Origin of the sequence: Clostridium sp. Marseille-P299, from assembly GCF_900078195.1 — a bacterium.
Classification (GTDB): domain Bacteria; phylum Bacillota; class Clostridia; order Lachnospirales; family Lachnospiraceae; genus Lachnoclostridium.
This window is the reverse complement of record NZ_FJVE01000006.1, coordinates 663,320-677,091: the sequence shown is the minus strand read 5'-3', so window position 1 is coordinate 677,091 and position 13,772 is coordinate 663,320. Positions and strand designations below refer to the sequence as shown.

Annotated in this window: 10 protein-coding genes; 9 read left to right on the top strand and 1 reads right to left on the bottom strand. The window is 30.8% G+C overall.

From position 1 onward, the window contains the following. The first annotated feature begins 217 nt into the window (after window positions 1-217). The gene (locus BN4220_RS07040) at window positions 218-547 is read left to right on the top strand and encodes a rhodanese-like domain-containing protein (RefSeq protein WP_242867754.1); all 330 of its coding nucleotides are present in this window, start codon (window positions 218-220) and stop codon (window positions 545-547) included. A 135-nt stretch (window positions 548-682) separates the two neighbouring features. Here BN4220_RS07040 and BN4220_RS07035 read toward each other — a convergent pair whose 3' ends face one another. Then, window positions 683-1,567 carry an AraC family transcriptional regulator gene (locus tag BN4220_RS07035; protein ID WP_066715096.1) on the bottom strand — a complete coding sequence of 295 codons (885 nt, stop codon included), beginning with the start codon at window positions 1,565-1,567 and terminating at the stop codon, window positions 683-685. Between the two features lie 488 nt (window positions 1,568-2,055). Here BN4220_RS07035 and BN4220_RS07030 point away from each other — a divergent pair, with 488 nt between their 5' ends. The 8 genes from BN4220_RS07030 (at window position 2,056) to BN4220_RS06995 (ending at window position 13,671) form a co-directional block, all read left to right on the top strand. Continuing rightward, on the top strand, window positions 2,056-4,353 hold the full coding sequence (locus BN4220_RS07030; RefSeq protein WP_066715094.1) for a glycoside hydrolase family 127 protein: 2,298 nt from the start codon (window positions 2,056-2,058) through the stop codon (window positions 4,351-4,353). Between the two features lie 118 nt (window positions 4,354-4,471). Beyond that, a complete protein-coding gene (locus tag BN4220_RS07025; RefSeq protein WP_066715092.1) occupies window positions 4,472-5,893 on the top strand; it encodes an MFS transporter in 1,422 nt (473 codons plus the stop codon). 606 nt (window positions 5,894-6,499) lie between these two features. After that, complete coding sequence (locus BN4220_RS07020; RefSeq protein ID WP_347477068.1) at window positions 6,500-7,408, top strand: NAD-dependent epimerase/dehydratase family protein; 909 nt, start codon at window positions 6,500-6,502, stop codon at window positions 7,406-7,408. Then, window positions 7,377-8,492, top strand: a complete 1,116-nt coding sequence (locus BN4220_RS07015; RefSeq protein WP_066715088.1) for a glycosyltransferase family 4 protein — start codon at window positions 7,377-7,379, stop codon at window positions 8,490-8,492. Before BN4220_RS07020 ends, BN4220_RS07015 begins: the two co-directional genes overlap by 32 nt. 33 nt (window positions 8,493-8,525) lie before the next feature. Further along, complete coding sequence (locus BN4220_RS07010; protein WP_066715086.1) at window positions 8,526-10,421, top strand: polysaccharide biosynthesis protein; 1,896 nt, start codon at window positions 8,526-8,528, stop codon at window positions 10,419-10,421. Window positions 10,422-10,435: 14 nt separating this feature from the next. Next, the gene (locus BN4220_RS07005; RefSeq protein ID WP_066715085.1) at window positions 10,436-11,503 is read left to right on the top strand and encodes a glycosyltransferase; all 1,068 of its coding nucleotides are present in this window, start codon (window positions 10,436-10,438) and stop codon (window positions 11,501-11,503) included. Then, the gene (locus BN4220_RS07000) at window positions 11,500-12,507 is read left to right on the top strand and encodes a glycosyltransferase family 8 protein (protein ID WP_066715081.1); all 1,008 of its coding nucleotides are present in this window, start codon (window positions 11,500-11,502) and stop codon (window positions 12,505-12,507) included. Before BN4220_RS07005 ends, BN4220_RS07000 begins: the two co-directional genes overlap by 4 nt. Before the next feature lie 27 nt (window positions 12,508-12,534). Then, window positions 12,535-13,671: a glycosyltransferase family 1 protein gene (locus BN4220_RS06995; RefSeq protein ID WP_066715079.1), complete on the top strand. Its 1,137-nt coding sequence runs from the start codon at window positions 12,535-12,537 to the stop codon at window positions 13,669-13,671. The last annotated feature ends 101 nt before the right edge of the window (window positions 13,672-13,772 follow it).

The window sequence follows — 13,772 nt, the reverse complement described above, 5'->3', positions numbered from 1 at the left end:
TTAGGCATAAAGTTTAGGTATAATATGTTTTTGCGGTATTTTTCAGGTAGGTATTGTCATATCGTTAAAATGTATAAATATAGCAAGTAATTAAATAAAGGAAGTAATTGAATAAAGAAAGTAATTAAATAAAGGAAGTAATTGAATAAAGAAAGTAATTAAATATTGTAAGTAATTTAAGATAGTAAGTCATTAAAGATAGGAACGAGTGATAAATTTGAATAATAATAAAATAACATTTAAATCAATTACAGCAGCAGAAGCTAAGAAAATGATGGATTCTGATAAGGAAATAAGAATACTTGACGTAAGAACCAGAGATGAATATTTGGATGGTCATATTGAACATGCAATGTTGCTTCCAGTTGCAGATGTAGAACTGGAAGCAGAAGATGTTTTACCAGATAAAGATCAGACAGTACTTGTATATTGTAGAAGTGGAGTGAAAAGTAGGATTGCAAGTCAACAATTGGCGGAATTAGGATATAGCAATGTGTATGAATTTGGTGGTATTTTAAATTGGCCATATGAGGTTGTTAAAGAGTAGTTTGTAAGTAAACTTTGTGAAAGTTTTGATTGTGGGTTTTGTGAGTAGTATGACTTTAAATCCTTATAGAGCCATGCTATTCACAAAATCCTTTTAAATATAAAGAAGTGTAGTAACGCAAAATTATTTTATGATTTATTTATCAAAAAGTAATCGTTTTGAAAAAGCGTTTCTGTACTCAGAAGGAGTTAATCCAATAATTTTTTTATAAGCTTTCATGAAATTGTGACTATCACTATAACCTAGGGATAGCGCTATTTCATTGATGGACTTATTCGTATCGGTTAAAAGAAAATTGGCATTGTCCATTTTTGTTTTTAATATAAATTGCTTTAATGTCATTCCAGATATGGTAAAAAATAAATGCGATATATACTTTTCGTTATAACCAAATTCAGTGGCTATTTCAGAGACTTTAATATTCTTTGAAATGCGATCTACAACGTAGTCAACGATGTCGTGATACATCTGTGACTGCGTTTTTTTTGTTTGTAAATTCATATTACTTATTGTATGAAACTGATTATGTATTTCACATAAAATCATACTTGTCATGTAATTCCTTGCAATATCATTGTAATTTGAACGAATGCAATCTTGCAGTTGCTTCATAAAGACGATGACTTTGTCGGGAGAGGGGAGTTTCGCCGTTGCAGGTATGGTTATGTACTTAGTGATTGGTGAAACTTTAGTGTCCTCATTCGTGTTCTCTGGCATACTTCGTATTTTAAGATCATGATTGCAAGAAAAATGGAGCCAATAAAAAGAACAACCAGATGGATGAAATCCTTTTCTTCGATTGTTTGGTTCAGGTACTGGGGGAAGTAATAACATTTCACCCTCACTTACGGCATGCTTTTTAAGATTATATGAAATATATAAAGTTCCACTAGTAACTACAAATAATTCGTAATCATTTAGGGGCATATCATCATGCATCCAGTGCTCATATGGTGCTTTAAATTTTCCTGTGAGTGCGTAATTAATTGGATGTTCTAAGTTAAATTCATAAAATATCATAATATACTCTCCTAGGGGGGATTTTATTAGACTATTAATAATGGTTGAAATGACAAAATGACACTGTGATGTTTAATATTCAGTAAAATATATTAGGTTAATTATAGAGCAGTAAAAATGAGATGTAAAGACAATGATGTCTATAAATGATTATATATCTAAATGATTATATATCTAAATGATTATATATCTAAATGATTATAAATCTGAATGATGATATCTCTAAGCGATGATATATCTAAACAATGAAATGGATAGGTTAATGATAACTATGGACGATAATATCTATAAGCAACGGTATTTATAGATTATGACATCTATATGTATATAGTATTATATATGAGTTAAAGATATCAGTTTTAATAGATTTTTCGAATAGTATAAGAAAAAATAATATATGACTTTTTTACACCTTTTTGAACTTTAAACTATTTACCAAGTACTTAAGGATTGTTATAGTGAAATAAAAAAGGAAAGGTAGATCGCTTATGGGAAGTAAAGGGGAATTACACGATGTTTATACTGAATCAATAAATATGGATTCTATGAAATTCAAAGTTTCAGAATCCATATCTTTAAGGAAAATTAAAATTAAAGATTCATTCTGGACAGATAAGATTGATCTTGTACGTAATGTAGTTATTCCTTATCAATGGGAAGTTTTAAATGACCGTGTGAATGATGCTGCACCAAGTCATGCGATTAAAAATTTAAAGATTGCTGCAGGTCTTATCGAGGGAGAGTTTTATGGGTTCTTTTTTCAAGATACGGATTTGGCAAAGTGGCTTGAGGCTGTTGCGTATACTCTTTCTACACACCCAGATGCTCAGTTAGAGAAATTAGCAGATGATGCAATTGAACTGGTAGGTCTAGCACAACAAGAAGATGGATATTTAAATTCGTACTTTACTACGAAAGCTAAGGGAAAACGATGGACGAATTTAGAAGAATGTCATGAACTATATACGGCGGGGCACTTTATTGAAGCAGGGGTTGCATATTATGAAGCTACTGGTAAGAAGCAATTATTGCAAATAGTTTGTAAACTTGCAGATTACATTGATACTGTTTTTGGAGAAGAGCCAGAAAAACTTCATGGGTATGATGGTCATCAAGAAATTGAGTTAGCATTGATACGTTTATATGAGGTTACAAAAAATGAAAAATATGCAAAGTTAGGTAAGTATTTTATTGATGAGCGTGGAAAGGATCCATATTATTTTACAGGGGAGTGGGAAAAAAGAGATTGCATTTCTGCTTGGAGCAATCAAAAGATAGATTCCCCTGAGAATCGTAGGAAATATTTACAAGCACATTTACCAGTTCGGCTACAAAAGGAGGCTACTGGTCATGCAGTTCGTGTTGTTTACATGTTAACAGGAATGGCTGATGTAGCTAGAGTGTATGGTGAGAAAGAGTTATATAAAGCTTGCAAAACTTTATGGGATAATATTGTTTCAAAACAGATGTATATCACGGGTGGAATCGGCTCAACCCATGCAGGGGAGGCATTTACATTTGACTATGATCTTCCAAATGATATGGTGTATGCCGAAACATGCGCCTCCATTGGGTTAATTGTATTTGCCCAGAGAATGCTTCAGATGGAACTAAATAGTTGTTATGCTGATGTTATTGAAAGAGCTTTGTTTAATATTATTATTGGTTCGATGTCAGATGATGGTAAACATTATTTTTATGTAAATCCTCTAGAAGTTTGGCCAGAAGCTTGTGAGAAAAACCCAGATAAGCATCATGTGAAACCAGTTCGGCAAGCATGGTTTGGTTGCGCTTGTTGTCCTCCAAACTTAGCTAGGTTATTGAGTTCTCTTGGCAAGTATATTTATACATATAATGAAGAAACTCTTTTTGTTCATCAATTCATTAGTAGTGAAGTTGAAACTACCTTTGACGATCAGCTTGTACGATTAAAACAAGAATCAAATTATCCTTGGGAAGGGAATATTCATTTTACAGTAGAAATGGAGGAAAAGGTAGCTAAAATGTTTACCATTGCTATTCGTATTCCAAATTGGTGTAGAAAAGCAAGTTTGATGATAGATGGTGAAGAGATTCTTTTAAACGATACAATAAAAAATGGATATGCAAGGATTACTTATGAATGGAAAAATGGGAGTCAAATTTTATTAAATCTTGATATGCCAATTGAGATGATGAAAGCAAATCCCAAAGTACGTGCCAATGCTGGAAAAGTTGCTATTCAACGTGGTCCTGTTGTTTATTGTTTGGAAGAGGTTGATAATGGTGAAAATTTATCAGCTTTAAGGATTTGTGGGGATGGAAAGTTTAAACTTATAGATGATACGGATTTATTTGGTGGTGCAAAGTCTATTCTTATTGAGGGAGAGAGAGAAGTGGATGAGACTTGGGGAGATGCTTTGTATCAGAGTGTAGGGTGTGATAATGTTGTGACAGATGATGTTGTTTTGATGGGTGTTGTTACATGTAAGGGTGCTCCAGGCAATGAGGGTGATGGTGTTGCATGTAATGATGTACCAGGTAATGAGAGCGATAATGTTGCATGCGGTGATGTTGCACATGGTAGTGTTGCATATGATGGCGACGTTTGTGAAGAGGATAGATACGATGGTATTGTAGGTAGTGACATTGCATGGTGTAATAAAGAACCACTACAAAATCTAAATTCATTCGCAGGTGAAAATAAAAATATTAGGGAAAAAGTTCAGATAAAAGCGATACCTTATTTTATGTGGGGAAATAGAACTCCTGGTGAAATGCAAGTTTGGATTAGATACAATGATTAATATGTTGCTTGAGAAAATAGTACATTTCTTGTATGACTTTGAACATTTACGAAATGTTTCAATATGATATGATGCATTTGAAGATAAAGTTTTTACTATACGGAGGAAGGTTAGAAACATGAGTCATATGATGTTCATAACAAGTTACATGATTGGGAAAATGCGACGAATTTACTTTATGGCAATTCCAGAAACGAAACAGGATTTTAAGAAAAGTAGGGTATGTTATACTGTAAGTGACACAGCAGCACAAACAATTGCACAATTGTCAGGGGGAACGTTTTTAGCTACGCTTATGGCGTATATTGGTGTTAGTGATGCGAATATTGGAGTTATTACATCATTAGCAAGTTTGGCAGCGTTATCACAGCTTTTTGCTATGAGTTATATAAGGAGGCTTAAAAAGTGCAAATTATTTGTCTGCTTAACAGCGTTACAAAGAATTTTGCTTTCATTTCTTTATTTTATACCATTTTTACCGATTAACACATCGATGAAAATAGCTTTGCTTGTTGTATGTTATTTTATAGCACAGATATTTGTTCAAATAGGGATACCTGCAACGCAAGATTGGCTTGCTAGCCTTGTACCAAGTAGATTAAGGGGAAGATACTTATCAATCAAAGATTCTGTTGCGGTTTGTGTGGTTGCAAGCACTATGCTTATAGCTGGTGTTGTACTGGATTATTGGAAGAAAAGCAATTTATTGGTTGCATTTTCTATTCTTGGCGCTATTATCTTTATTTTAGTAGTGATTAATGTGGTCGGTTTTTCTCTTATGAAAGAGCCTAAAGTATCCTATCTAAATAAAGATGGGAAGGAAATGCATGGAGCTTTAGCAAAAAGAGCGAAGAAAGAGATTATATATGATAAGCCAGAAAGCTTGGTAAAAGAATTTAAAATTGCTTTTGGGGCCAGAAAATTTCGACTTGTATTTGCTTTGAACTGCTTATATATGACTTCCTTATACATTGCAAATCCTTTTAATGCTAGTTATCAAATTAAGGAATTGAACTTGCCATATACTTATATAATGGTGGTTGGATTTTTAGCAAATATTTTAAGAATTAGTATCACACCTAAAGTAGGGAAGCTTGGAGATAAATATGGCATGGCTAGAGTCTTAAAGTATGCATTGTGTGCTCTTGGAATGTATTATTTGATTATGGCATTTACCGTGCCGGGGAATGCACGTATTATGACGGTTATTGGAACTTTGTTCTCTGCTGTAGGGTGGTCTTTTATTGGCATTGGACTATTTGGTGTGCAACTTGATTTTCTAAGCCGTGAGCATAGAATGTCGCAACTTACGATACTGCTTTCTATTTCCGGGGCGTATGGATTTTTGGTGTCGTGGGTTGGTGGAAGGATTTTGGATGTGATACAGGGGCTAGAGCTTACTATTGGTGGGGTACCAATTTATGCGCAGCAGGTGCTTAATATTTTTGGGGTTTGTATGATTGGTGTTACGGTTTGCTTTATTAAGTTTGTTGTGCAGAAGGAGAAGGTTGAAGTTAATCGGGTAGATGGGAAGGTGTAGGATAAATAAAATATGTCAGTACATAGAAACAGAGCATAGCAAATTTTGCTCTGTTTTTTATTTTTTCGCACATATCAACGTTTTCGTAAACAATAATTGGAGAAAGTTACTTGTTTCGCTTGCAAATAGTTATATTTACTATCCATATACACGACGTAGGTAGGTTACTGTATTATCTGTATGGAAGTATCGATTTGCTATTTTAATTCGTATGAATATATGCCTCTTCTTTTATAATGTTTTACACGCATCTCTATTAACACAAATGGTAAATCATTACACACATGATTATATATTAGCGCTATTTGTAGTTAAGAGAATAGTTTTTATGAAAATGTATGTTTAAACTTTTGGAGAAAGAGGAGATTTATTGACTTTTATAGGGGGAAAGCGTATACTGTGTAAAGTGATATTTTATGGTTTTTAATAGAAATAAGTATGAATAATAAATAGTATTTTAATGTTATACAAAGTAATAATGTAAATTTATAATTACATTATTTTGTATATTTATTAATAGAAGTTGTCAAAGTACCTAACAATAACTTACAATAATTTACAGATGCTATATAAATTTATAACAGAAGTAATAGAGTATAGGAGTGACTGACTATTAAACATATATTAATAACTGGTGAAAATAGTTATATTGGAAATAGCTTTCTTAAATATATGAATAAATATAATGAAGAACATCAAAATCATGAAGTGTGTAATATAGATTTTATATCAGTGCGAGATGATAGATGGAGGAAAAAGGATTTCTCTAAGTATGATGCAATTCTTCATGTTGCTGGGATAGTTCACCAAAGGTCTAAGAATAATATGCTTAATATATATAAAAAAGTCAACATAGATCTTACACTTGAAATTGCAAAAAAGGCAAAAGAAAATGGTACTAAGCAATTTATCTTTCTTAGTTCAATGAGTGTATATGGAATGAAAAATGGTATTATCACTAGGGATACTATTCCTACACCGAATTCATATTATGGTTGGAGTAAATTAGAGGCAGAGATAGGTTTACAGAAAATGGAAGATGAAAATTTCCGTATAGCAATAGTAAGACCACCCATGGTATATGGTAGAGGTTGCAAAGGAAATTATGTAAAGTTATCTAAATTCGCCAAGATACTACCTTTTTTTCCAGAAGTTTCAAATCAAAGAAGTATGATATATATAGACAATTTGTGCGAGTTTATAAGAGTTCTAATTACTAAACAGAAAAATGGTCTTTTTTATCCTCAAAACGAGGAATACGTATGTACAAGTGAAATGTGTTATTTGATTGCAAGAGTAAAGGGAAAAAAGATGCATCAAGTTCGTGGTATTTCAAATATTGTTATTAAGTTTACAGAAAAAAATAGGTTTCTAAATAAGATATTTGGAAATTTAATATATGAACACAGTATGTCTATTTTAGAGAATACACCTTATTGTGTTGAGAATTTTTTAAACTCAATAAGAAAGACGGAGGATATAAATGAAGAAGGCATTACTGATTACAACAGTTAGTGGGTTTATTCCACAATTTGAAATGAATAATGTAAAAATTCTTCAAAACAAAGGTTATGAAGTTCACTATGCAAGTAATTTTAATTATCCTTTTTATGGAAGTAATAATTCGAAATTAGAAGGTACTGGAATTATATGCCATCATATTGACTTTGCACGTTCTCCATTTAATTTAAATAAATTATTAGCTGCATGCAGACAGTTAAAATTGCTAAAAAAAAATATTAACTTTGATTTAGTGCATTGCCATACTCCTTTGGGAGGTGCTATAGGTAGGATTGTTTTCCCGGCAAATAAAAATAGAAAAGTAATCTATACAGCCCATGGTTTTCATTTTTATAAAGGGGCACCAATTCAAAATTGGTTAATATATTATCCTGTGGAAAAAATATTGTCTAAATTCACCGATACAATTATTACAATAAATAAAGAAGATTATCAACGAGCAAAAAAATTTCATTCTAAAGTAGTTAAGTATATACCTGGTGTAGGTATTGATACTTCAAGGTTTGAGCGTGTGAATATCAAACAAGATAAAAAAAGGGATGAATTTGATATCCCTAAAGACGCTAAGGTGATTTTATCTGTGGGTGAAATTAATAAGAATAAAAATCATGAAATAATAATAAAGGCAATTGCAGATATAAAAAAAACTAATATATATTACCTAGTATGTGGGCAAGGTGATTTAGAACCACAATTAAAGAAATTAATTCAAGAATATGGGCTTGAAAAAAGAGTTAAATTATTGGGATATCGTAATGATGTGGATGAAATCTATAAAATTTCTGATATATTTGCATTCCCATCTTATAGAGAAGGGTTATCAGTTGCTTTAATGGAAGCTATGAGTTTTGGATTACCATGTGTTGTTTCTAATATTAGAGGAAATAAAGATTTAATACATCAGGGAAAAGGTGGATATTTGGTTCATCCAGATGATGTAGATGGATTTATAAAAGCTATATTAGAATTAAGTACTAATGAAGAAAAATGTAAAAAAATGAAAAGTGAAAATATTAAGAATGCTAAAAATTATGATTTATCAAAGATAGCTAAGAAAATGGAAAAAATATATTTTTAAATATAATAATCCATATATGTATAAGGGAGCAATATGCAAAAATTAATTTTAGATAAACAATTAATTATTCGAAGAATTTTTCTGATTTCCTTAGATATTTGTTGTATTGTGGCAGCAAGTATTATGGGATTGCTTTTTCGTTTTGACTTTATTTTTTGGAAGGTAGAAACTATATATTTGGATCATTTATGGACTTACTTACCAATTAATGTGATTTGTACGTTGCTTATATTTTACATATTCAGACTTTATCATAGTCTTTGGATCTTTGCTGGTTTAAATGAATTGGAGAATATTATCTCTAGTTGTGTTATTTCATCTATACTTCAAATGGTTGGATTGTTATTTTTTAATCTGCGTATGCCAAGGAGCTACTATATTGCATATGGTATGTTCTTACTTGCGTTTATAACTTTTACAAGATTTGCATATCGTGCTTTGCGCTTATTCTTACGTAAAAGGATTGTAAGCTCGTCGGGAAAAAATGTGATGATAATTGGTGCAGGGCAGGCTGCTAGTGTAATTTTAAAGGAGATTATGGCTAGTGAGCACTTGGATAAAACTGTGAAATGTATAATTGATGATGCACCTGAAAAGCAAGGTATGTTTATACATGGTATAAAGGTAGTTGGTAATCGATATGCAATACCTGAAGCAGCCATAAAATATGGGATATCTGAAATTAATATTGCTATGCCTTCTATTTCAAGTAAAGAAATCAAGGAAATTATAGAGATATGCAGAAAAACAGACTGTGAGTTAAAAATTTTACCAGGAATTTACCAAGTTATGAATGGTGATGTAAGTGTTAGTAAACTTCGTAGCGTTGATGTAGAGGATTTACTAGGTAGAGATCCAATAGAAGTGGATTTAGAATCTATTATGGGATATGTTACTGGTAAAGTAGTTATGGTTACTGGTGGAGGTGGTTCTATTGGTAGTGAGTTGTGTAGGCAATTAGCAAGTTACCAACCCAAACAATTAATTATTCTAGATATTTATGAGAATAATGCATATGATATCCAACAAGAATTACATCAAAAATATCCTAAATTAAATATGATTGTACTTATAGCATCTGTTCGAAATACTAAAAGAGTCGATGAGATTTTTAAAACTTATCACCCTGATATTGTATATCATGCAGCAGCACATAAACATGTGCCACTGATGGAAGACAGTCCAAATGAAGCTGTAAAGAATAATGTTTTTGGAACTTTTAAAGTTGCTTCAGCAGCAGATAAATATGGTGCTTCTAAATTTGTTTTAATATCCACAGATAAAGCTGTTAATCCGACCAATATTATGGGAGCGACGAAACGAATTTGCGAGATGATTATTCAAACATTTAACAATCGTTCAACTACAGAATTTGTTGCCGTTAGATTTGGGAATGTGCTAGGGAGTAATGGGAGTGTAATACCTCTATTTAAGAAACAAATACGTGCTGGGGGTCCTGTTACAGTTACTCATCCTGATATAATCCGATATTTTATGACGATACCAGAGGCTGTATCATTGGTTCTTCAAGCTGGCGCTTATGCAAAAGGAGGAGAAATATTTATTCTTGATATGGGAGAGCCTGTTAAAATACTTGATTTAGCAACGAATTTAATTCGATTATCAGGATATGTACCAGATGAAGATATTATGATTGAATTTACTGGCCTTCGTCCTGGTGAGAAACTTTACGAGGAGCTTTTAATGAAAGAAGAAGGTATGCAAGAGACTGAAAATCGATTAATACATATAGGTAAACCAATTGAAATGGATGAAGAACGATTTTTAGAACAATTAAAAGACCTAAAAGAAGCAAGTAATCTAGAAGCGGAGGATATAAAGCAAAGGGTACAGGAAATTGTAAAAACTTATGCTATTAAAGAGGATGAGGTAGCTTTACAGATAGCTATCACTAAAGAAGAACAATAAAACGAAAGGATTAGATGAAGGGCATGGAGAAAGAAAATAGAAAAAAAAGAATTTTACATGTACTTAGTTCTTCATCTTATTCTGGAGCAGAAAATGTCGCTATCACAATTATTAAAGAGATGAAGGATAAATATAATTTTTGTTATACTTCTAGTGAAGGAAAGATTAGAGAAGTACTAAGCAATCAAGGGATATACTATCTACCTGTAAGTAAGATGTCAATCAGTGAAATTAAACGTGTAGTTAAAAAATATAATCCAGACCTGATTCACGCTCATGATTTTAGAGCTAGTATCATATGCTCTATTTTTGGAAATAAAATTCCTATTATTTCTCACATACATCACTATGGGAATTGGATGAGTAAACATGGATTTTACTCATTAGCTTATCTAATTTCAAGTGCACGTTATTGCAAAATTATTGCTGTTTCAAAAACCATAAAAGATAAGTATATTTATCAAAGGTTGTTAACAGAGAAAATGAAAGTTATATCAAACCCAATTAATATAAGTGAAATACGTGAAAAATCAATTGAATATGATCCAGAAAAAAAATATGATATTATTTATTTAGGTAGATTAGCTAATGAAAAAGATCCTACTCGATTTATTAGTTTAATGGAAAGAGTAGTTCAGATTTATCCTGATATACACATTGCATTAATAGGAGAAGGATATCTATACTATGAATGCTTAAATTTAATACAAAAACTAAATTTGAGTAGTAATATCGAATTACTTGGATTTATTAAGAATCCTTATCCTATATTAAAAAAATCAAAAATTCTTTGCATAACATCAAAAACTGAAGGGTATGGGCTTGTAGCGGTAGAAGCATTAGCACTTGGATTACCTGTTGTTGCATCAAATGTAGGGGGATTAAGGGAAATAATCGATGATATGAGTGGAAAGCTTTGTGAAAGCGATAATGATTTTGTATCAGAAATAGATAAGCTTTTAAAAGACAATTTATATTATCTTAAAAAATCTAAGTTGGCACTAAGAAGAGCAGAAGAATTGCATAATATTGAACATTACATTGAATATTTAGATGAATTGTATCGAGGAAAAGGAAGATGATAAAAGAAGCAAACTTATTGAATATAATGTATTCATGTAATGAAAATTATGCTATGCAAGCTGGAGTTTCTATTATATCTTTACTAGAAAATAATAAAGATTTTCAGCAAATTAATATTTTCTTTATTGAAGACAATTTAAATGCCGAAACTATAAAGATATTGAAAAATATTGTTGATAACTATAATAGGAATATTTACTTTTATAAATTTAATGAGGTTTGTAAAATTGATTTTCCTAATGATAGAATTAGTAGACATCCGTATACAATCTATGCTAAATTATTCTTAAGTTTTTTAACAGAAATTGATAAGATTTTATATTTAGATTGCGACATTATCATAAATTCATCACTAAATGAATTATGGAGTTCAGATTTTAGTAAAGATTTAATAGCGGGAGTTGCAATGCCATATTCGGAAGATATCAAGAATAAAGTTAAAATGGGACAAAATGATCTTTATATTTGTGATGGTATTGTTTTGATTAATCTAGATAACTGGCGGAAATATAATATCGAGGAGAGTTGTATTGAGTTTATAAAAAATAATAAATATAATCCTCCAATGCTAAGTGAAGGTACAATTAATTTTGTATGTCGTGGGAAAATTAAGATTTTACATCCTAGGTATAATCTAATGCCTTTTATGATTTTACTGAATAGCCCCAAAATAAAACAATTATTTTCACTGAGTAATTATTATACAACTTCAGAAATTGATGAAGCTAGAAATTCGCCCGTATTTATACATTATCTTAATGAATTCTATAATCGGCCTTGGAATAAAAAGTCCGATCACCCATATAAAAATAAATTTCTTGAATACTATATGATGTCACCTTGGAGAAGCGATGACCTATATAATTATGATATTTCGTTTAAAACTAAGATAACAAAATTTTGTTTAAAGAGATTACCATTTAGATTTATTTTAATTATCCGAAAAATTGTTTATTTTATATTAAAGATAAAAAAGAATCTTAAGAGTCTTTACAAAGCATAAGCTAAATAATCAGTGCTAGGAGAAATTATGACTAATGTATTATTACTATATGAGATATTAAATCCATCAGTTCGTTTGTGTGCTTATGAACAACTTAACTTTTTATATAAATTAGGGAAAATAGAGTTTAAACATTCAAGTTTTCGAAATGTTACACAAGAAGAATGTGTTGAAAGCGATGTAGTAATACTTGTGCGTAGTGACAGTGATATGGCATTACAGTTGGTAAAAACATTAAAGAAAAGAGATAAATACATTGTATATGTATTGGATGATGACATATTAGACATTGCTGATGGATTAGTGTCATCAAAATATTATAAAAGTGTCTCTGTTCAAAAGCGTATCAAAAAAATTATGACTTATTGTGATATGTTATTATCTCCATCTGAATTATTACTACAAAAATATAAAGGGTATTTTCATACCTCTGCTATTATTGAAGAACCAGCGTTGGGTGAAAAGCGGAAATCAACGCATTCAAAGAATCTAATTAAAATAGGATTCGCTGGTTCTATAGATAGAAAAGCTGATGTAGAGTCAATTCTAACTAATACAATACATGAAATAGTAAATAAGTATAAAGACAAAGTAGAGTTTGAATTCTTTGGAGCTAAGCCAGATATCGTAGATGAATTAAATCTGAAGTATTATCCATATACTGAGAATTATGAACTTTATCAGAAAAAGTTAGGGGAGTTGAATTGGGATATAGGACTTGCCCCTATGCCTAATACTAATTTCCATCAGTGTAAACATTATAATAAATATATTGAATATAGTGCACATGGTATTATAGGCATTTATTCTAATATAATGCCCTATACTAAGATTATTAAGAACGGTGTTAATGGTATTCTATGTAATAATGTGACTCAGGAATGGACAAAAGCAATTAGTTATTTAATTGATAATGAAATTGTTCGAAATGAACTATTAGATAATATAGAAAATATTAAAAAAGAAAAATTTTCATTAGAGATAGTATCTAAGCAATATATGGATGCTGTTCCTGAATTACTAACATATACTAGCCATAATAGAAAAAGACTGCCATTGAATGTAATTAAATTACGTTACGATATAATAAGAATAATCAATTTTATATGTAGAAATAAATTAAAAACACCAGTAAGACTATTTCAGAAGATTACCAATAATTAAAATAGCAATAAAAGTCGAAAATATTGAGTATATGGAAAAAATATGATATAATTTTGCTCTACGGAGCGCAATACTGAGAAATATGAAAGGTACAGGTAGAT